Below are 20,941 nucleotides of genomic sequence, written 5' to 3'. Positions count from 1 at the left end.
TTCGACGTTGCTATTGCTTGGTCTGCGCTTCTGAGCGTGCGAGATTTTTCCCCAAATTTGCCGCTTAAAAGGGAATTTTATGCCGATATGGCGTCGCAGATGGCGCAGGCATCCCTGCCGAAGCCGTGCTTATGCTATAAACGGCGACAGTTATAACCACTTCCAATAAAAAGATAGAGGGAGCCGATGAAGAAAATTGCTCTCGCCATTGCCGCAGCAGTGGCGCTCGCCGGATGCGATAACAAACAGGCCCAGCAGGAGCCGGTTCAAGAAGCGGCGACAACCGCCAGCGCTGAAATGAGTAGCACGGGCGGAAATGGCCAGGTCACGGCTGAGGACGCCAAAGCGTTCCTGCAGGACGCCCAGTCCCGACTCGAGGAGATGGCGGAAGAGGTTAGCCACGCGAGCTGGTTGGCCTCCACCTATATCAATATCGACTCCCAGTACGTCGAAGCCCTTGCCTCCGAGCGGTACACCGCGATGGCGGTTGAGCTGGCATCCGAAGCGGCCAAGTTCAACGATCTGGATCTGGATCCGGATACCCGCCGCCAGCTGACCATGCTGAAGCAGGGGCTGGTGTTCCCGGCGCCCAAGGATCCGGAGCTGACCGCAGAGCTGGCTCAGATCGGTTCCAAGATGCAGGGTATGTATGGCGCCGGTAAATACTGCCGCGAGGAAGAGGGCGAAGAGAAGTGCTACACCCTCACCGAAATGGGCCAGATGATGGCCAAGAACCGCGATCCGGAACTGCTGAAGGAGTTGTGGGTTGGCTGGCGGAAGGTGTCACCGCCGATGAAGCCGTTGTACCAACGCCAGGTGGAGATTGGCAATGCCGGTGCCCAGGAGCTGGGTTATGACAACCTGAGCACATTCTGGCGCTCCAAATACGATATGGAGCCCGATGCCTTTGCCGCCGACATGGATGCGCAGTGGAACAAGGTCAAGCCGTTGTACGAGGCACTGCACTGCCACGTGCGCGCCAAGCTGAATGAGCACTACGGTGACGACGTAGTGCCGGCCCAAGGCAAGATCCCGGCGCACCTGCTCGGCAACATGTGGGCTCAGCAGTGGGGTAACGTCTACGAGCTGGTCAAAGACGATGACATGCAGGCACCCTACGACCTGACTCAGCTGGTGGTCGACGCCGGTATGGACGAGAAGGAGATGGTCAAGACCGGTGAGCGTTTCTTCACCTCGCTGGGCTTCAAGCCGCTGCCGGAGACCTTTTGGGAGCGCTCCCAGTTCACCCAGCCGCGTGACCGCGATGTGGTCTGCCACGCGAGCGCCTGGAACCTGGACGGCCAGGACGATCTGCGCATCAAGATGTGTATCAACAAAACCGGCGAAGACCTGGTGACCATTCACCACGAGCTGGGGCACAACTTTTATCAGCGCATCTATAACCAGCAGCCATACCTGTATAAAGAAGGCGCCAATGATGGTTTCCACGAGGCAGTGGGCGATACCATCGCGCTGTCCATTACGCCGAAATACCTGAAAGAAATCGGACTCCTGGATGAGGTGCCGGATGAGAGCAAGGACATTGGCTATCTGATGCAGCAGGCGCTGGACAAGATTGCCTTCCTGCCATTCGGCCTGATGGTCGATAAATGGCGTTGGCAGGTGTTCAACGGCGAAGTCCAGCCGGGCGATTACAACAAGGCCTGGTGGAAACTGCGTGAGGAATACCAGGGTATCGAGGCGCCGGTCGAGCGTACCGAAGCCAATTTCGATCCGGGAGCGAAGTACCATATTCCCGGTAACACGCCCTATTCGCGCTACTTCCTCGCGCATATCCAGCAGTACCAGTTCCACCGTGCGCTGTGTGAGGCCGCCGGTGAAACCGGTCCGCTGCACCGTTGCTCCATCTACAAAAACGATGAAGCCGGCAAGAAGCTGCGCGCGATGCTGGCAATGGGGGCGAGCAAGCCGTGGCCGGACGCGATGGAAGCCCTGACCGGTCAGCGCGAGCTGGATGCCTCGGCCATCATCGATTACTTCCAGCCGCTGATGGCGTACCTGAAAGAACAAAACCAGGGCCGCCAATGCGGCTGGGAATAATCGCGCGCTGAGCGAGCACTGCTCGCTGCGCGATTATTCGACCGGCCAAGGATGGCCGGGCCGGAAGCTGACCCAGGGACGGCTGCTTGCGACAAACTCCCTTCGCGCGCTGAGCGAGCACTGCTCGCTGCGCGATTATTCGACCGGCCAGGGGTCGAAGGCGCCGTGAATACGTGGAGCGGCCGGACTGGCCGGGCCGGAAGCTGACCCAGGGAAGGCTGCTTGCGACAAAATCCATTCGCACGCAAAGAGAGCGTCATTTACCCTGCAGCTAGAGGCCTATTCGGGAAAGCTGTCGGTGAGTGAATGTTCAAGACAAGAGAAGGCCGGGCAACTTTGCCCGGCCTTTTTATTTGGCTGCCCGTTTTGAGAGTTGGCGAGAAACAGGACAGTTCCGTCGAAAACCACTGTGCGATATCTAGCGCGCCGATAGATGGGCAGTGTTCATTAAATCGGTGTACTGGCGGGTAATGACATCCATATTGCGCAACATCATGTCTGTGGTGCCCGTTATTACATGAATCTGGCGCTCCTCGGAGATCTGCATTTCTGCGTCGAAGCCGCGTCTGGCGTAGCTCAGATGTCCCTGGGTTTTCAGCAGGTTTCGGGTGATTTGAGGTGTATTCAGGGGGCTCTGTAATAGAAAGTCCAGCATGTGTTGGAATTCGGCCAAGTCTTCATAGAGACCTGTTACACCTTCCTCGCCGGACACTCCCCAGAAGAGCGCGACATAATTCTTGGCGATACGCTGGGAGAGCATACGCTGGCGGCCGGCAATATTGACCAGTTCCGCGCTTTTGTGGTCGGCGAGTTCCTGCAGGCGTATCACGTAGTTATGGGCGGCCGGCAACAGGGTATTACTGCGTCTGAATAGCTTCTCGGCACTGATTTTGCTGACCGGCTGTCGGGCAATTTTTTCGAAAGCGCTCCACTCCTGCTGTACCTTCTGCAGGTCGGCCCGTATCGGCGCCGCTTCGCTAAATGCCGCGAGTTGATCCAGGTTCTCGGAGAACTCCCGCATGCAACGCTCAAAAATCTGTTGATGGCGTTCGGCACTCGGCTGAATGCCACGCAGCATATAGGTTTGGGTAATCCGTTGGGAAAGCATTCGCTGGCGGCCGGCGATATTGATGGCGTCCCCCATGCTGAATGAATAAACGTCAAGACTGATGAATAACAGCAGGAGCAGTAGGCGATTCATATTCTTCCTTACACTTGAATCGAAATGAAGCTGTTTATGGCTGGTGAAGCAATGGGCGGCTGGACCTGATATTTGATCTCTCTTTCCTTGCACCCGCCGCGTGGAAAATTATTCTATTCCCGAACCCCTGTGCTGATCATTACCCCCTTGAGGGTAACCCCTTTGGTATCTGTAGCACTCCACAACAGGAACTCCTCCGGTTGTGCTGATTTTACTGTGCCTTTTGCGTTGTCGGAGTGCTGCAACATATGTGGCATCCGGCAGCGGATTTGGTAGTTTGTGCAACCTCAGTGTGTCGGCTGGGATCGGCGGCAATTTGTTTCGGGATATGCTCGTGGGATATGCGGGCAACTTCTGCTGGGAAAACGGCGGAGCCCGCAGCTCCAATGTGAGTGTTTGTGGTGATTAGGGCAGGTCACGCGGTCGGCGGGACCTGCCGCCTTGGTTCTAGAAGTTTGCCTGTGCGGTAAGCCACCACTTAGTGGTATCGCTGGAAAATTCATCGGCAGTGAAGTCGCTGTATTTCAGACTCAGATCGACTGAACCGATTTTTCCGCCGACTACAAAGCCATATTCACTGCCTAGTTTATCCATACCAGATACGCCGGGGTCTTCTGAACTGAGCTGGTGGTAATTGAGCGCAAATTTGATCCCCGCCAGCGAAGTGCCCAGTGTTGCGTATGCATCTTCGATACCGCCAGGAATATTGCCGCTCCCCCCGCCGAGAAACTTGTCGTTCCAGCCCTGGAACTTGTGCAGTGTCGCCAGTGGGGTGATGAACTGGCCATTGCTGCCGTCTGAGCCCAGCAGTTCGTAACCCATTTTCACCGTTATCGAACCAAACGCATAGCCGCCCTCGGCCAGGAGATAGTCGGCGTCGTAGCTGGCCGGGTTGTCGGCGGCGGAGGACTGAGTGGCGTATTCCAATGCGTAATCGGCGCGTCCCGTCTTGCCGGCAAAGCGCAGACCGTAGGTGTCGGTGGAAAAGGCCGGGGCAGTCTCGTTGTCGATCAGGTAGGCGTAGGCGGAGAGGGCACCGGCTTTGATACCACTGTATTTGGCGTTCAGCAGGTAGGTATCGTTTTTGTGGTCGCCGAGCGGGCTGTCTTCGCCGAAGATACGATTGACGTTGTCGATGTGAGCGAGGAACAGAGTCGTGTCGGCGAGGCTGTTGTTGGTGATGCTGAAGCCGTCGTATGTCTGCTCATTCTGACGGAATCCGACACCACCGACAAAGCGCTGGTTGTCCAGCAGTATGCGTTGGCGGCCGTACTTCATCGTGGTGTCGCCGAGCTTGTAGGCGAGCAGTGCCTGGTTCACTTCGGTGCCTTCCGGATCCGCCACGCCGCCCTCAAAATCGGTCAGGTGAGTGACATCGTCCATTTCGATCAGCGTGCTGAGGCCTTGAAAAGTACCGGACTGAAAGGTCAGGCGAGTCTTCAGGCTGGTCAGGTCCGCCGAGTCTGCACCGTCCACATCTACCTGTTCGGCGCGCGCGCGAAGGCCCAGGGTAACTTCGCTCTGGCTGAGTGCCTCACCGAGTGATGCGGCAGAGGCCTCTTCAGATTCAACCGCGTCGACGGCAAAGGCGGGGGCGCCGACAACAGCGGAAACCGCCAGAACCAGTAACCGCTGTTGCAGTGGAAAAGTCAGTCGTTTCATAGGTAATCCCCAATAAAGTAGGTTGGTCAATGAGTTATTTAAGCGATTTTGTGTGTGCCGGTTTTAAACACTTTTATTGAACAGCTCAGGCTGCGTGTTCCACAGACTTGTTATCGAATTCGATATTTTTCTCCATGCTGACCTTTGCCGTTTTTGGTTTATGCCCACCATGCCTTTCGTGCAGGAACTTGAGCACCCTGGCTCGGTACTGGTTGTAGTGCGGATCGTCGGCCAGCTCCAGGCGGTTGCGAGGTCGCTCGAGATAGATATCCAGGGTTTCGCCAATGGTCGCTGCCGGACCATTTGTCATCATCACTATGCGGTCGGAAAGTAGCACGGCCTCGTCTACATCGTGGGTGATCATGATCACGGTATTGTTCAGCTCTGCCTGGATTTCCATCAGGGAGTCCTGCATATGGGCGCGAGTGAGTGCGTCCAGGGCCCCGAAGGGTTCGTCCATCAGCAGTACCTTGGGCTGCATTGCCAGGGCGCGAGCTATGCCCACCCGCTGTTTCATGCCGCCGGAAATTTCCGCCGGGCGCCTGTGCATCGCGTGGCCCATATGTACCAGTTGCAGGTTGTGCTCTATCCACTCGCGCATTTCGGCCCTGGTTTTTATTTTGCCGAATACCTGTTTTACTGCCAGTTCCACATTTTCGTAGGCGCTGAGCCAGGGCAACAGTGAGTGGTTCTGGAATACCACAGCCCGTTCCGGGCCCGGTTCCGTTACCTCTTTGCCATTCAGTATCACGCCACCCCGGGTCGCCCCGTAAAGGCCGGCGACCACATTCAGTACGGTGGATTTGCCACAACCGGAGTGGCCTATCAGTGACACGAACTCCCCTTTCTTGATCTGCAAATTAACGTCACGTAGTGCGGTAAAGGATCCTTTGGGAGTCGGGAATTCCATATCGATATGACTGATGTCGAGTAATACGCTCATTTTCTTCTCCAGGCTGTTTTTCTCAGGGCGATGCTCAGTGGGTTACGCTGTCCCGATCCCAGGAAACCAGTTTCTGCAGTTGCAGCATGGCGCGGTCGAGCAGGAAGCCGATAAAGCCGATTACGAGGACTGCCGCCATGATGCGGGCCAGGGAATCGGAGCTGCCGTTCTGGAACTCGTCCCAGACGAATTTTCCGAGCCCCGGGTTCTGCGCCAGCATCTCCGCGGCGATCAGCACCATCCAGGCCACGCCCAGGGACAGGCGCATGCCGGTAAAGATCATCGGCACCGAAGCGGGCAGTACGATTTTTTGCACATGCTTGAGTGGCGGCAGGCGCAGCACCTTACTGACATTTACCAGGTCGTCGTCTATACCAGCCACGCCCACGGCGGTATTGATGACCATCGGCCACAGGCAGCAGAGGGTGACGGTGAACATCGAATTCAGGAACGACTTGGCGACCAGTGGATCCGTCGACGTATAGACAGCGCTTACTACCATGGTTACCAGCGGTAACCAGGCCAGCGGCGATACTGGCTTAAATACCTGCACCACCGGATTGATGGCGCTATTCAGTGTGCGCGAGAGGCCGGTGGCGATCCCCAGCGGAATGGCGATAGTCGCGGCGAGTAGGAAGCCGCTCATCACTGTGACCAAGCTGGTGAATACCTGGTCGATAAAGGTTTCCTTTCCGGTGTAATCGCGAATCTTTGGCTGGTAGCTGGGATCATCCACCACTCGCTTCGCGTTACGTTCCCGCTGCCGCTCATAGAAGGCGGCTTCCTTTTCCCGCGAGCGGCTGTGTTCCTGGTAGAGTGCGTCGAATTGCTCCCACACGGCGGCAGGCCCGGGGAACTTGCCCAGGGAGGTGTCGATATTCTGCGCGGCGACAGACCACAACATCAGAAATACCAGGATGCCGGCAAACGGGACAACCACTGTCTTGATGGCACTGCCAAACAGCTTGCCGTCGAACTGCGACAGTTTCCAGGCGGCCGGCTTGCTTCCAGTCAGGGTGGTCGATGTCATGGTCCTCACCTCGCGTTCCTGTTCAATGTAAATCTTGCGATCGTTAGAGTTTCTGTCCGGCCTTGAGCCCGATCGGAAACTTGTCGATATAGTCGTTGGGCTTATGGCCGTTGTAGACGATGCCGTCGATGAAATGGGTCTGTGGTTCGCGGAAGCCGTCTTCGCTGTCGAAGTCGGGGAACTGGTCGGCGCTCGCCAGCTTGTCATCAATCAGGGACTTGGCCGCGGCCGCGTAGATGTCCGGGCGGTAGACTTTCGCCGCCAGCTCTTTGTACCAATCGTCGCTCTTGTCTTCCGGAATCTGTCCCCAGCGGCGCATCTGCGTCAGGTACCAGATGGCGTCGGAGTAGTAGGGATAGGTGGCGTGGTAGCGGAAGAATACGTTGAAGTCCGGTACGGCGCGCTTGTCGCCTTTCTCATACTCGAAGGTGCCGGTCATGCTGTTGGCAATTACGTCGTAGTCGGCGCCGACATAGTTGGACTGTGAGAGAATTTTTACCGCTTCCGGACGATTGGCATTGTTGTTTTCATCGAGCCACATGGCGGCGCGGATGAGCGCCCGAGTGATGCGCACGGTGGTGTTGGGATACTTCTTTGCGAAAGCTCTGGTGATGCCGAAGACTTTTTCCGGGTTGTCTTTCCAGATTTCGTAGTCGGTCACCACCGGCACACCGATATTCTTGAACACCGCCTGCTGGTTCCAGGGTTCGCCCACGCAGTAGCCATAGATGGTTCCGGCTTCGAGAGTGGCGGGCATCTGCGGCGGCGGCGTCACCGAGAGCAGGGCGTCCGCGTCTATCTGCCCGGAGATATCCCCCTTGTGTGGCGCGTAGTAGCCGGGATGGATGCCACCCGCGGCCAACCAGTAGCGCAGTTCGTAGTTGTGGGTGGATACCGGGAACACCATGCCCATATTGAAAGGCTTGCCATCCGCCTTGTATTTTTCCACTACCGGCTTCAGTGCGTCCGCCTTAATCGGGTGTACCGGCAGGCCGTTTTTCATTTTGGGAATATTCGGCTTCATCTGCTCCCAGATCTCATTGGAGACGGTGATGCCGTTGCCGTTCAGGTCCATGGAGAAGGGGGTGATGATATCCGCCTTGGTTCCGAAGCCCATGGTGGCGGCGATGGGCTGGCCGGCCAGCATGTGGGCGCCGTCCAGGCGGCCGTCGATCACGCCGTCCAGCAGCACCTTCCAGTTGGCCTGCGCCTCTATGGTGACGTAGAGACCCTCATCCTCAAAAAATCCTTTCTCGTAAGCGATGGCGATAGGGGCCATATCAGTGAGCTTGATAAAGCCGAAGGTCAGCTCCTCTTTTTCCGGATAGCCGAGTTCGGACGACACCGCCTGCGTTGAATGCAGTCCCACAGCGCCTGCCAGTCCCAGCATTAGCGCAGCGCGCCTGAAAACCTGTGTCCACTTCATGTGAAAGCCTCCCCAGTTGAGAACAGTAAAAATTGCACACATAAAAAAAGCGCCCATCGACTGACTGCCTGGGGCAGGTGTCGATGAGCGCCTCTGCTCATTGCCAACCGGGTGGATCGGCTGGCTCAATATTTGTCGTCAAGCGCACTGGAAGAATTCTGCGGCCACGGGTTCACTTTCTTGGTGTTAGTCCGGCCGGCCGAATGTGCCTCGTAATCTCTGCTCTGCACAGAGCGTGCCAGTTCTTCTCGATGAAATTTAGGAGGCGGGTGGGCAGGTCACTTTTGCAGCGGGATAACTCGACGGGAAGGTTCAGCTAAGTCAATGTATTTATTAGGGGATTTTTTGTATCCGGCTGGTGCCTGAGCCCGGGCTTGGCAGAAATTACGGTCGCGACAAAAAGCGTGAGTGGCTGTTTTCGTTCCGGGTGGGTGGGGCGCTGGGTTGTGAGACTTTTTAGTGCAGGTGCAACTGCCGGGTGGTGTTTTGGTGCGGGAGTCGAACCGTCATTTCGCGATCTGGGCTCGATAGTGGTGCGGCTGTCGCGCAGGGGGGCAGAAGGGGGCGGACATGGATGTCCGCCCCCTTCGTCTGAGATGGCTATGCTCGATCAGAACGAATAGTTCACGGAAACACCGGCCAGCCAGGCTTCGATATTGGTGGTGCCACCATCGAAGTAAGTGGGTACCGGAATTCGGGTGAATTCCTGTACGGTCTCGTCATCGCCCCACAAGTAGGCGAAGCCACCGTCAATGCTCAGGTGGTTGTCAAACTTGTAGGTGCCGCCGAAAGTGACCCACTGGCGGTCGGTATCCGGGATAGACAGGCTGCGCCAGGTTACCGGCAGGGCGAAGCCCAGGGTATTCTGTACTTCTTCCACGCCCAATTCGTTCACGCCGTCGCGGGCCGCGCCCTCATCGTATACGTAGCCGATGCGCCAGGTGACTTCATCGCAGGGGTAGTATTCGCCGGCGATACTGTAGCGGAAGCCACTCTCAAAATTCTCTTCGCGGAACAGCAGTGGATCGAAGCCCGGTCCGCCATCCGGTATAAAGGCTTCGAGGCGCTCGAAATCGTCCCAATCGGTCCACATGATACCGGCGGCAATACCCCACGCGTTGTCAAAGCGGTGGTAGAAGCCGAGTTCCAGTGTATCCGGCAGATCCAGTTTTACATCGCCGCGCGCGTTGCTGAATGGCGGCAGTGTGGGATTCACCGCACTCGGCAGAACCTCTGAGCTGACATCGCCTTCCAGTTCGGGATCGATTTCAGCGTGGTAGGAAATGCCAACCCGCGTCTGGTCGGAGATGCGCCACAGAGCGCCGATCACCCAGCTTACATCCCAGTCATCCGCATCGTGGTAGTTCAGTATCGACAGATTGGACGGGATTGGCGGATCCAGGGGATAGTTTGCCGGCACTTTGGTGGTCAGTTTGGCATCGGCATAGACGAAGTTTGCCGCGAGACCAATACTGAATTGATCATTGAAATCGTACGCGATCGACGGCTGAATATTGATGGTCAACAGTTCAGTCTTGTCGTTGACGTTAGTCAGCAGCCAGTCCGGTTCGAAATCGGTTTCCAGGCCATAGGTAGTGTACATCGCCAGGCCCGCAGACCAGCAGGGGTCGATCGGTACGGCCAGGGAGAAATTCGGCACAAATGCGTCGGTGGCGTAGTCATTGGCCTCATCGAAAAAGGTTGCGCTGGTAGGCCCCAACGGCGTCTCAAAGAAGAGAGTGATGTCACCCGCGGCATCGATTTCCGGATTGACATAGGTCACACCGCCAGACAGGCTGATACGGTCGAACAGCGCGGAACCCGCGGGGTTGCGTGCCAGAATCGAGGCGTTATCGCCAATGGTGTTTTCCGCGGCGAAGCCCCGACCGAGGCCGGAGGTGCTGGATTCCTGCAGATAGAAACCGGCAGCCATACTGCCGCTGGACACGGTGCTAATTGCGGCAGCCAGCACTGCGCGGCGCAGAATGTTTTTGTTCATGAGATCCCACTCTTAAATTGCTGATTACTGAAAGCCACAAACAGAGTTGAAGAAAACTGATACATGGCTGGAAGGCGTTTTTAAATGCCTTCGGATTTCGCAATTAATTCCCTGCTCGAATAGTCTAGCAATGCCAAACTACGCCAACAGTAGAAGCGGGCGACTTTATAAAGACAAAAAGCCGAAAAATCTATCGAATGTCGCGATTTTTTTTCGGCTTTTAATGGGTAAGTGGAATTTTATTGATTGGCGCTGACGTTATTTCCGTTAATGGATAATTTGGTCAAGGAGATTTGGTAGGTTTTGCCATCTTCTTCCTGTTGCATCAATTTCACCAGCGCGTAGTTCCATTTGGGTGCAAACCAGATAATCGTTTCACGCTCCGAATCCCCGTCCCGCACCCGCTCAACTCTGATAGCTTCTACAGGCCCCAGCGGTGTCTGCAGTTTTTCCGTGCCGGCAACGGCGAATTTGTATTTACGGATTTTTCTGCCATCGGCGACCTGATAGACGAGGTCCTGCTTGTTGTTGGCAATATCCAGTGCCAGTTGCAGCTGATAGCTGATTTTGTCCTGCACATTTTGCGGAGCGTTTTCCAGTGTGCGTTTGGCATTGGAAACGTTGACCACCCGGTTCTGGTTTGGCTCGAAATTAAGCACTGTGTGTTTGTCCCGCCCCAGGCCGGTCTTGTGATATTCGTAATGGTGTGGAATTAGCTGACCGTCCCTGCTGCCGAAACGCGAGTACTCGCTGATCTTGGCGAAAAGGGAGTCGGCACTGAAATCGAGGCGCCAATTGTTGCTCTTGCCCGACAACTCACGCTTCGCGGTCACACCGATGCCATTGAAGCTGGCAGAGTAAGTGGCACTGAAGGGCTGTAGCTCTGCGGCCAGCAGCTGGCCGGAAAGGAGCAATTGGCTGGAAAGAAGCATGAGAAAAAAGGCGAAAATACGCGCTGGCACTGCGACCTCCTGATGTCCGGACCGCGTCGCGCATTTACAAAGCGCCGCTTTGTGCGCGGTGCGGCGGCCCGCCATCGCGGCGGGACCGGGGTTGATCGAAAACGGAATTGTAGCGCAGGGGATGCGGGCACTAAGCCTGCTGCGCGCAGCCCCGATTGACCTGCAAACAGGCCTTAGGGCGTACTGTATGCTCCGGATCCTATACCCAACCTGAATCCGGTATCAGCCAATGAGACACGGCTTACCGGAAAAAGTGCGGTGCGCTTAACCGGTGATCTGCTTGCCACTGCGGGGCAGCAGTTCGCCGTCCAGTTCCGAGCGGTCCTCCAGCATACGCAAACGCCCCTGGGCAAACCAGGTAACCGCCAGTGGGTAGACTAGATGCTCCTGCACCTGTACACGCTTGGCGAGCAGCTCGGCGGTGTCGCCGGCTTCGATCGGAACCACCGCCTGCACGATAGCTGGGCCACCGTCCAGCTCTTCGGTGACAAAGTGCACGGTCACGCCGTGTTCACTGTCTCCGGCGTCGAGCGCACGCTGGTGGGTATGCAGCCCCTGGTATTTCGGCAGCAGCGAAGGGTGGATGTTCAGCAGGCGGCCACTGTAATGGCGCACGAATTCCGGGGTCAGGATACGCATAAAGCCGGCCAGTACCACCAGGTCCGGTGCGTGCTGGTCGATTTCCTCGATCAGGGCGCGGTCAAAGGTGTCGCGGTCCGGGTAGTTGCGGTGATTGACTACCGTGGCGGGAATGCCCGCCTCGGTAGCGCGCGTCAGGCCATAGGCCTCCGGCTTGTTACTGATTACGGCGCAGATGGAAAATTCCGCGTCTTCACGGGAGGCGGCGTCGATCAGTGCCTGCAGATTCGTGCCGCTGCCGGAAATCAGGACGGCAACCCGACATTTGCTCTGGGACATCAAAGACCTGCCAGCTCTACCGCTTCGGCATCCGCGGCCGCGTCTTCAATGCTGCCGATCACGAAGGCGTCTTCACCCAGCTTCTGCAGGGTTGCCAGCGCCCCGTCGGCGGCATCGGCGGGCACGCAGATCACCATGCCCACACCGCAGTTAAAGGTACGGTACATTTCGCGGCCGTCGATATTGCCGGCGTCGCGCAGCCAGCGGAACACCGGTGGTAGTTCCCAGCTGCTGACATCGACGCGGGCACAGGCGCCTTCCGGCAATACGCGCGGCAGGTTTTCCAGCAGGCCACCGCCGGTGATATGGCTCAGGGCGTTGACCTGGGTGCTCTTCATCAGTTCGAGCAGGCTCTTTACGTAAATCCGCGTCGGCGCCATCAGCGCCTTTGCCAGGGTTACGCCGCCCATGTCCTGCTGCAGGTCGGCGTCACTGATCTCCAGCACCTTGCGGATCAGTGAGTAGCCGTTGGAGTGGGGGCCGCTGGCGCCGAGGCCGATCAACACGTCGCCGGTTTTGACCTTGCTGCCGTCGATAATCTCGGACTTCTCCACCACGCCGACGCAGAAGCCGGCCAGGTCGTAGTCGTCGCCTTCGTACATGCCGGGCATTTCCGCGGTCTCGCCGCCCACCAGGGCGCAGCCGGCCAGTTCGCAGCCCTTGCCGATGCCGGATACCACTTCCGCGGCAATGTCCACGTTCAGCTTGCCGGTGGCGTAGTAGTCGAGGAAGAACAGCGGTTCGGCGCCGGCCACCACCAGGTCGTTGACGCACATGGCGACCAGGTCGATGCCGATGCTGTCGTGGATACCTAGATCCATCGCCAGGCGCAGTTTGGTGCCCACTCCGTCGGTACCCGATACCAGCACCGGCTCCTTGTAGCCGCTGGGCAGCTCGCACAGGGCGCCGAAGCCTCCCAGTCCGCCCATCACTTCCGGGCGGGCGGTGCGCTTGGCGACATGCTTGATACGCTCTACCAGGGCGTTACCCGCGTCGATGTCGACACCGGCGTCTTTATAAGAGAGGGACTGGGGCTTGGAATCGCTCATGATTCATCCTGCGCTGGACATTTAGAGGGCGCGTATTCTAGTGGAAATTTGCTCGATTGTGCGAATAGGCCCGCATTTCTCGCAAATCCCCTACTGCGGTGGTTCCAGGGCACGCCCCGGCTGCTTTTACCTCGTTCGGAGTGCTCGACGTACTGCCAGTACGCCTGCGCGCTCCTCTAGTCGTTAAAATCAGCCATGACGCACCCTGGAACCACCTCGCTACGGGTCTTTGCGAGAAATGCGGGCCAGGTACTGGGAGAAATACCCGACACTGATACAATAGCCGCAAATTTGGCCATTCCCTGTACCTTTGGCGCCTGGCGTCGCGGAATCGGCCACTTTCAAAGTTTGAGGCGGAAGGGCAGGCAACCTGCTCATCCAGGCCATTTCAAGAGGTTTTGGGGAGAAATCCGATGCATAAGCTGCTTCGGCACGGGTTGGTGTCACAGGTAGTGGCCCTGGTGCTGTGTACGCTGGTTCTGCCGGCTCAGGCGCGAGTCATGCCGGACCTGTATGACGTTGTAGAGGCGGTACCGAGCCGCGGCGCCACCGACCGCACTGCCGCCACCAGCCGCGGGCTGGAGCGGATATTCGTGCGGGTGACCGGTGATGCGGCGATTGGCAGCAACCCCCAGTTGCAGCCGATCCTGCGAAAGGCCCAGCAGTTTGTGCAGGGCTTCCGCTACACCAGCGAAGACAACCAGCTGTACCTGCACCTGTCCTTCGATCCCCAGGCAGTGGGTGATCAGGTGCACAAGCTGGGATTGCCCATGTGGCCGAACAACCGCCCGGGAACGCTGGTGTGGATGGCGGTGGACACGCTGCAGGGCGGTCGCAGCGCGCTGCGTGAGGAAGACAACCCGGAACTGTTCGCGGCGGTGGATGCCATGGCGACAGAGCGCGGCCTGCCGGTGGAGTTTCCGGTCATGGACCTGAACGATCAGCGCAACATGCCGCTCGGCAACCTTTGGGCTCAGGATGAGCGTGCCGCGGAGCGCGCCGGTGTGCGCTACAACCCGGATGCCACACTGATGGGCCGCCTGCTGGAGGCCTCCGGCCAGCGCTGGCAGGGCAACTGGCTGCTGATTCACGGCGGCCGCAGCTATGCCTTTGACGCTAGCGGCAGCTCTCTGGAAGAGGTGGCCCTGCGCGGTGTCGACGAGGCCGCCAATCTGCTGGCACAGCGTTACGCCGTGCGCCCGCAGGGCAACGGCGGCCAGCTGAGCGCGGTTATCGTCGAATTGTCCGGCGTCGACAGCTTCGCCGCCTATACGGAGGCTTCGGCCTATCTGCAAGAGCTGGCCCAGGTCCGCAGCGCAGACCTGCTGTCGGTGAAAGGCGACCGCATGCGCGTTGCGCTGACTACTTCCGTGCAGCTGCAGAATCTGCGTGACGCCCTGGCCCTGAACCGCAAGCTGCGAGCTGAGGCGGAAAGCGAATCCATCGACCTGAGCGGCTACCGCGCGCCTCTGGGCAGCGCGGAAAACCCGTTGCGCTATAGCTGGCACTGAGATGACCACACCGCAACAGTTGCCGTTGGGGGTGTCCCTGCGGGATGACGCCACTTTCGATAACTTCTATCTGTCTGACTCGGATCCGAACCGACAGGTGGTGACCCTGCTGCAGTCCTTCGTCAGTGGGGAAAACCCAGAACCGGTGATCTACCTCTGGGGTGAGGCGGGGAGCGGCGTCAGCCACTTGCTGCAGTCCGTGTGCCAGAGCGCCGAGGCCTGCGGACGCAGCTTCCAGTATCTGCCGCTGACGGATCTATTGGCGATGGATCCGGCGGTGATGCTCGATGGCCTCGAGCAGCTGGAACTGGTGTGCATCGACGACCTGCACCTGCTCGAGGGGCATCCGCAGTGGCAGACGGCGCTGTTCCATCTGTATAACCGGGTCAAGGACGGTGGCGGCCAGCTGTTGCTCGGCGCGCGCAAGTCTCCCCGCGGTCTCGATATAGGGTTGGCCGACCTGCAGTCGCGCCTGCAGTGGGCGCTGGTTTTCCAGCTGCAACCGCTCGACGATAGCGACAAGGTCGCTGCCCTGCGTCGGCGCAGCCGCCTGCGCGGCTTCGACCTGCCGGAAGACGTGGCACAATATATTCTGCACCGCGCCCCGCGCGACACCCGCGCGCTATTTCTCTGTCTTGAGCAACTGGACCGGGCTTCGCTGATGGCCCAGCGCAAGATCACCATTCCGTTCGTCAAGCAGGTGCTGAATATCTGATCCCCCGCACTCGGTAGTCGCGCGAATAATGGCTGGCGTTAGCCGCTGTTCTGTGCGCGCGCCGGCGATTTCCCCGGTCCGCAGTTGGCCGCTTCCTCCCTTGCCCGTTTGCCATTACGCCGTGACCCTGTCGACAGAATTCTGTTCGATTGGCCGCAACCTCGGTAGCATCGGGGTTTACTAAGGTGATGCACAGGATGTGTGAACGGTTCAATCCCCGGGAAACTTGCGGATCGAATAGCTACTCGAGACGCGCAAGTCGGAAAGCTAGCAATGTGTGATACGCAAATAATAAAAAATGCCGGTGAAGCCTGGTTCGCCAAGAACAGCGACCGCGAGCCCAGCGAGGCGCAGATTGTCTGCTTCATTCCGCCGGTCTGCGGAGACCAGAGCAAAGAGCTGCGCACCACCTATATCCGCATTCCCCAGGTGCCGGAGCGCTACGGCATGATCCTGTCCAAGCCAGCGTGGATCTGGGGGGCTGAGATAGGCGTAAACGAGCGCGGTGTGGTGATCGGGAATGAGGCGGTGTTCACGCGCCTTGTGGATAAGCGGGGGGAAGCGCTGCTGGGGATGGACCTGTTGCGCCTGGGGCTCGAGCGCGGCGCGACCGCGCGGCAGGCGCTGGAAGTGATTACCGAGCTGCTGCAGGCGCACGGGCAGGGCGGTGCTGCCGGTCACCGCGATAAATCCTTTCGCTACGACAACAGCTTTATCATCGCCGATAGCACTGAAGCCTGGGTGCTGGAGACCGCAGGTCGCCACTGGGTGGCGCGGCGGGTGGAGCAGTTTGCGGCCATTTCCAATGCGCTGTCTATTGGTGAGGAATTTGATCTCTGTTCCGACGGCCTGCTGGAGTTTGCCCGTAGCGCCGGCTATTACCGTGGAAGAGAGCCGTTCCATTTCGCCCGCGCCTTCGATACCCGCTTTATGAAATTCATGGGCTGTGCAGCACAGCGCCGCCGGGTGAGCCTGGATTCCCTCGCGGCGATGACACCCCCGTCGCTGGCGACGCTGGCGGCGAGCCTGCGCAGTCACCACAGCGATGGCGAGTGCTTTTCCGGCTTCAGCAATCGCGATCTGTGCATGCACGCGGGCGGTATCACCCGGCCGAGCCAGACCTGCGGGTCGATGATTGTCCGGCTCGCGGCGGGGGCGCCGCCGCAGGTGTGGGTTACCGGCACCTCCGCACCCTGCCTGTCTCTGTTTCAGCCGGTGGACTTTTCCGCGGCGAGCAGCGTGATCTTTTCCGCTGATGGCGATATCCGTCACAGCCCCTGGTTCCGGTTTGAAAAAGTGCATCGCCGCGCGTTGCAGGATCACGCATTTTGCGCGCAGCTGCGCGAGGACCGGGATAGGGTGGAGCAGCAATTATTTGTGGCGATGGCCGACGGCGACTCGGTCGCGGCGGTCAGTGAAATGGCGCAAGACTGGCACAGGCGCTGGCGGCAGCGGGCCGGGGACCGGGAGCCGAATTATCGCTGGTATTCCAGCTACGATCGCTTCTGGAAAAAGCTGAACCGCCTCGATGCACTGTGAACATTCACAGATGCAATACCTGACGGTACTCCGCCACCACCGGGTGATAAGACGTATGTTCCTTCAGATAAAACCGCAGCGAGTCCGCCGCGTCGGGTTCACCGTGGACCAGTTGGATCGGCGTATCCGGGCGCAGCTGTGACTGCTGCAGCCAGTCACACAGTTCGCGGTAATCCGCGTGGGCCGACAGGCCTTCGATCATTTCAATCCTCGCCTTGCAGGGCACCTGCTCGCCGTGAATCTTTACCGACAGGCCGCCGCCGGTCAGCAGCGCGCCGCGGGTGCCGCCGGCCTGGTAGCCGGCAAACAGCAGCGTGGTGCGGTGGTTGGGCAGCAGCCGTTTCATGTGGTGCAGTATGCGCCCGCCGGTGGCCATGCCGCTGCCGGCGATGATGATGTGCGGGTAGCGGATTTCCTCCAGTGCCTTGGATTCCGCCACGCTGTGGGTGTAGGTGATACCGCTCTGCATGAATTGGCAGTCCTCGGGTGTCAGGCGGTGCTGGTCGGCGTAACGGCAGTAAATATCGGAGACGTCGATCGCCATGGGACTGTCGAGAAAGATCGGCAGTTGCGGAATGACGCCGCTTTTCATCAGCGTGACCAGCAGATATTGCAGGGTCTGGGCGCGGCCCACAGCGAAACTCGGAATCAGCAGCACACCGCCGCCGCTTGCCGTATCGTTGACAACCTTTGCCAGCTGCGCGGGGATATCCACTTCCGGGTGGAGGCGGTCGCCGTAGGTGGATTCCAGTAGCAGCAGGTCCAGCTCCGGCAAAGGCTGTGGTGGCCGCATGATCAGATCGTGCGGGCGACCCACATCACCGGAAAACCCGACACGGGTGCCTTCGTTTTCCAGGATCGCGCAACCGGCGCCGAGAATATGCCCGGCCGGTTGCAGGTGAATGCGGCTGTTGCCCAGTGCAAACTTCTCACCGAAGTCCACCGGCTGGAAGAGTTCCAGGCAGCGCTCCGCAGTCTCGCCGTCATAGAGCGGTTCCGGTTTTTTGTGTTTGCTCAGTTTGTGCCGGGCGTAAAACAGCGCATCCTCCTCCTGGATGCGGCCGCTGTCCGGCAACAGTATGGCGCAAAGATCGCGCGTGGCGTGGTGGCAGTAGACTGGTCCGCGGAAGCCCTGCTTGTAAAGGCGCGGGATATAGCCGGAGTGATCGATATGGGCGTGGGTCAGCACTATGCCGTCGAGCTTTTCGATCGAGAACGCCTGCGGCTGCCAGTTGCGCTCGCGCAGCCATTTGTAGCCCTGGAACAGCCCGCAGTCGACGAGAAAACTGTGGCGTCCATCCTCTACCAGAAACTTTGAACCGGTAACTGTTTGGGTCGCGCCGAGAAAAATCAGTTTCATGGGCTCAGGCTCCGTGCCGATGTCTTAGGTCCGCTAGCATCTGGTGGATCGGCTGCAGTAGCAGCGGGCACAGATCGACCATCGGTGCAGCGCCCGGGATACTGTTACTGACGACCAGGTGGCGTACGCCGGCGCTGAGTAGCCGCTGTCGTGCGTCGCCGGCAAACAATCCGTGTACGGCGAGACAGTCAATGGCGGTAAAGCCGGCTGCCTGCAACCTGGCGATGGTTTGCAGCACCGTGTGACCACTGGAGATCACGTCATCGACAATGACCGCGCTGTGCAGCGCCGCCTGCTCGGCGGTAATTTCTGGTAGCTGCACTGTCACGTCGCGATCGCCACGGCGCTCCTTGTTACCGACAATGAACGGCAGTCCGCATTGCTGCGCAATTCTTTCCACCCACTGGCGGCTTTCCGCATCTGGTCCCACCAACAGGCAGGGTTCGCCCCGCTGCGTAAGCCAGTGCACCAGTACCGGTGCCCCGGCAAGGGCGCAGGCCGGGACCGAGTAGATTTCCGCCAGACTGTGATAGCGGTGCAGGTGGGGATCCACGGTGATCAGCCAGTCCACTTCCCGTGAAATCCACCGTGCGAACAGGCGCGACGTCAGCGCCTCGCCGCTCTGGAAGCGGCGATCCTGTCGCATGTAGCACAGATAGGGGGCCACGAGTCCCACCGAGTCGGCACCGAGCTCGCGCAGCGTGGCCGCGAGGAACTGCAATGGCAGGAATTTCGTGTCGGGTCGCGTCAGGTCCGCGAGCAATATGCAATTGCGCCCGGCAACCGGCGTTTCAACTCGCAGATAGGTTTCTCCGTCGGGAAAATGGCGGTACTCGAGCGCGCCGGCCTCTGCCGGCAGGCCGTCGTACAGCGGCTTGAACAGCGGCAGCGCGGGGTCGAGCGTGAACAGCAGCGGCATCACGATGTGGTACCTATCTGGAACAGGTCGCGGTTCTGGCGGAAATATTCCCGCGCATAGGCCAGCTCGCCGGGGCTGTCCGCGTACAGCGTCGCGAGGGGTTGGCCGGGGACGATTGAAGCGCCGACCTTGACCCGCAGGCGCAGCCCCGCGGCGGCAGAGGAGGGCGCGCCGGCAAGTTTGGCCAGCTGTGCCAGGCGCCGGTTATCCATCTTCAGCAGGCGCCCTTCGCTGGTGGCGCGCAGTTCCGAGTGATAGGGCGCCTCGACAATTTCCTTGAGCCCGCCCTGGGCGTCACAGATTCGCTTGAACTGCTGCCACGCCTGCCCCGAATAGAGAATTTCCCGAGCTTGCTGCAGTGACGCCGTATCAGAATCGCCGGAGTGCATCGACAGCAGCTGCCCGGCGAGGTATAGCGCACGCTCGGTGAGGTCGGGTGGAGCATCGGCGGAGTTGCGCAGTACGGCTAGCACATCGCGCGCCTCTTCGTTCGGGCCTATGCCATAGCCGATGGTTTGAGCGCCGTCGGTAATCACGCAGCGAACTTTCAGCTGCAGTGCGGCCGCGACACCGTAAAACAGTTCCGCCAGTTGATCCGCCTGCTCAAGGTTACGCAATTTGGCCGTCGGGCCGACCGGCATGTCGATCAGTATATGGTTGGAACCGGCAGCGACTTTCTTCGACAGCACCGACGCCACCAGCTGCCCCTCGCTGTCGAGGTCCAGCGCGCGTTCGATGCGGATCAGCAGGTCGTCGGTCGGGCTGAGCCCCACCTTGCCACCGGCAGCGAGGCAGGCGCCGGTTTCGGTAACCACTTTTTGCAGTTGTTCCAGCGTCAGGTCCACCTCGGTCAGGACATCCATGGTGTCGGCGGTACCCGCGGGGGAGGTGATGGCGCGGGACGAAGTCTTCGGAATCATCAGGCCAGCCGCGCTGGCAATGGCGATGACGATCGGCGAGGTGCGATTGCCGGGCAGGCCGCCGACACAGTGTTTGTCGAACACCCTGTCTTTACCGGGCCAGTGCAGTTGGTTGCCGGTGTGCACCATCGCACGGGTCAGGGCTGTGATCTCCGCCAGCGACAGGCGCCCGCCGGCACAGGCGGTCAGAAAACTGGCAATCTCGATGTCCGAGTAGAGACGGCGGCTAATGTCGTGAATGATGCCATTTATCTCCAGTGCATTCAGTTCGTGGCCGTAAATTTTTTTGCGCAGTGCCGATAGCGAGTTAACCAATGGCGCGTGACGCGCCCGCACAAGCTGTCCGTGCTGCAGGCGAAGGTAGTGCCAGGCACTGTTGGAAAAGCCGATGAAGTCCGGTGGCAGTACCGAATGGCTGACAATATTGAGGGTGGCGATCAAGTTTTTTTCGCCGGCGTGAATCTGCAGTCGCGTATTGGCGGTGAAACCCTCGGCGCGGCAGATATCGCAATCGCTGCGCATATACACAACTGCCTCTTCATGGGTATCTATACCCAGGTGGAAGGCGTGCAGTTGGCCGCTTTTTATCATCGAGAGTTTTCCACCGTTGGTTCCCGCTGATTGTCCGTCGGGCTGTGGCTTTAGCGCAAATCGTTTTGCCAGATTTCCCCTGTTTGAATCGCGCAGCTGCCACAATACTAAATTGTGGCAGCTGCGTTCGATGCG

General features: G+C 59.1%; 16 protein-coding genes. 4 read left to right on the top strand and 12 right to left on the bottom strand.

Annotation, left to right across the window (positions count from 1 at the left end; all coding sequences use genetic code 11):
* Positions 1–186 precede the first annotated feature (186 nt).
* Positions 187–2,061, top strand: coding sequence for a M2 family metallopeptidase (locus BLW36_RS12380; RefSeq protein WP_091388938.1), 1,875 nt, complete (start codon positions 187–189; stop codon positions 2,059–2,061).
* A 418-nt stretch (positions 2,062–2,479) separates the two neighbouring features.
* On the opposite strand, the gene BLW36_RS12375 is transcribed toward BLW36_RS12380, so the two are convergent.
* From BLW36_RS12375 to purM, 9 genes are all read right to left on the bottom strand, one after another.
* Positions 2,480–3,262 carry a type IV pili methyl-accepting chemotaxis transducer N-terminal domain-containing protein gene (locus BLW36_RS12375; RefSeq protein ID WP_091388934.1) on the bottom strand — a complete coding sequence of 261 codons (783 nt, stop codon included), beginning with the start codon at positions 3,260–3,262 and terminating at the stop codon, positions 2,480–2,482.
* A 447-nt stretch (positions 3,263–3,709) separates the two neighbouring features.
* On the bottom strand, positions 3,710–4,924 hold the full coding sequence (locus tag BLW36_RS12370) for an alginate export family protein (RefSeq protein WP_091388931.1): 1,215 nt from the start codon (positions 4,922–4,924) through the stop codon (positions 3,710–3,712).
* Positions 4,925–5,009: 85 nt separating this feature from the next.
* Complete coding sequence (locus BLW36_RS12365) at positions 5,010–5,867, bottom strand: ABC transporter ATP-binding protein (RefSeq protein ID WP_091388928.1); 858 nt, start codon at positions 5,865–5,867, stop codon at positions 5,010–5,012.
* Positions 5,868–5,901: 34 nt separating this feature from the next.
* Positions 5,902–6,897 (bottom strand): ABC transporter permease, encoded by a 996-nt coding sequence (locus BLW36_RS12360; RefSeq protein WP_091388926.1) that lies wholly within the window; start codon positions 6,895–6,897, stop codon positions 5,902–5,904.
* A gap of 43 nt (positions 6,898–6,940) precedes the next feature.
* Positions 6,941–8,287 carry a CmpA/NrtA family ABC transporter substrate-binding protein gene (locus tag BLW36_RS12355; protein ID WP_425286757.1) on the bottom strand — a complete coding sequence of 449 codons (1,347 nt, stop codon included), beginning with the start codon at positions 8,285–8,287 and terminating at the stop codon, positions 6,941–6,943.
* Between the two features lie 646 nt (positions 8,288–8,933).
* A complete protein-coding gene (locus BLW36_RS12350) occupies positions 8,934–10,322 on the bottom strand; it encodes an OmpP1/FadL family transporter (RefSeq protein ID WP_091388918.1) in 1,389 nt (462 codons plus the stop codon).
* Between the two features lie 239 nt (positions 10,323–10,561).
* The gene (locus tag BLW36_RS12345; RefSeq protein ID WP_244506247.1) at positions 10,562–11,284 is read right to left on the bottom strand and encodes a DUF3108 domain-containing protein; all 723 of its coding nucleotides are present in this window, start codon (positions 11,282–11,284) and stop codon (positions 10,562–10,564) included.
* Between the two features lie 264 nt (positions 11,285–11,548).
* Positions 11,549–12,202, bottom strand: coding sequence for a phosphoribosylglycinamide formyltransferase (gene purN, locus BLW36_RS12340; RefSeq protein WP_091388915.1), 654 nt, complete (start codon positions 12,200–12,202; stop codon positions 11,549–11,551).
* Entirely contained in the window at positions 12,202–13,251 is a 1,050-nt protein-coding gene (gene purM / locus BLW36_RS12335; protein WP_091388913.1) for a phosphoribosylformylglycinamidine cyclo-ligase, read from the bottom strand. Before purM ends, purN begins: the two co-directional genes overlap by 1 nt.
* A gap of 413 nt (positions 13,252–13,664) precedes the next feature.
* On the opposite strand from purM, the gene BLW36_RS12330 reads away from it, so the two are divergent.
* From BLW36_RS12330 to BLW36_RS12320, 3 genes are all read left to right on the top strand, one after another.
* On the top strand, positions 13,665–14,762 hold the full coding sequence (locus tag BLW36_RS12330; protein WP_091388910.1) for a DUF2066 domain-containing protein: 1,098 nt from the start codon (positions 13,665–13,667) through the stop codon (positions 14,760–14,762).
* 1 nt (position 14,763) lies between these two features.
* A complete protein-coding gene (gene hda, locus BLW36_RS12325) occupies positions 14,764–15,477 on the top strand; it encodes a DnaA regulatory inactivator Hda (RefSeq protein ID WP_091388905.1) in 714 nt (237 codons plus the stop codon).
* Between the two features lie 273 nt (positions 15,478–15,750).
* Complete coding sequence (locus BLW36_RS12320) at positions 15,751–17,016, top strand: C69 family dipeptidase (RefSeq protein ID WP_091388902.1); 1,266 nt, start codon at positions 15,751–15,753, stop codon at positions 17,014–17,016.
* 4 nt (positions 17,017–17,020) lie between these two features.
* Here the strand turns inward: BLW36_RS12320 and BLW36_RS12315 are convergent, their stop codons facing one another.
* The 3 genes from BLW36_RS12315 to BLW36_RS12305 are packed head-to-tail and all read right to left on the bottom strand — an operon-like array spanning position 17,021 to position 20,806.
* Positions 17,021–18,376, bottom strand: a complete 1,356-nt coding sequence (locus tag BLW36_RS12315; protein WP_091388899.1) for an MBL fold metallo-hydrolase RNA specificity domain-containing protein — start codon at positions 18,374–18,376, stop codon at positions 17,021–17,023.
* Between the two features lie 4 nt (positions 18,377–18,380).
* Entirely contained in the window at positions 18,381–19,295 is a 915-nt protein-coding gene (locus tag BLW36_RS12310; RefSeq protein ID WP_091388896.1) for a ribose-phosphate diphosphokinase, read from the bottom strand.
* Entirely contained in the window at positions 19,295–20,806 is a 1,512-nt protein-coding gene (locus tag BLW36_RS12305; protein WP_091388892.1) for a thymidine phosphorylase family protein, read from the bottom strand. Before BLW36_RS12305 ends, BLW36_RS12310 begins: the two co-directional genes overlap by 1 nt.
* Between the last annotated feature and the right edge of the window lie 135 nt (positions 20,807–20,941).

The sequence above is a fragment of the Microbulbifer marinus genome (assembly GCF_900107725.1).
Classification (GTDB): domain Bacteria; phylum Pseudomonadota; class Gammaproteobacteria; order Pseudomonadales; family Cellvibrionaceae; genus Microbulbifer; species Microbulbifer marinus.
The sequence above is the reverse complement of the archived record's forward strand: the minus strand, read 5'-3'. Positions and strand labels throughout refer to the sequence as shown.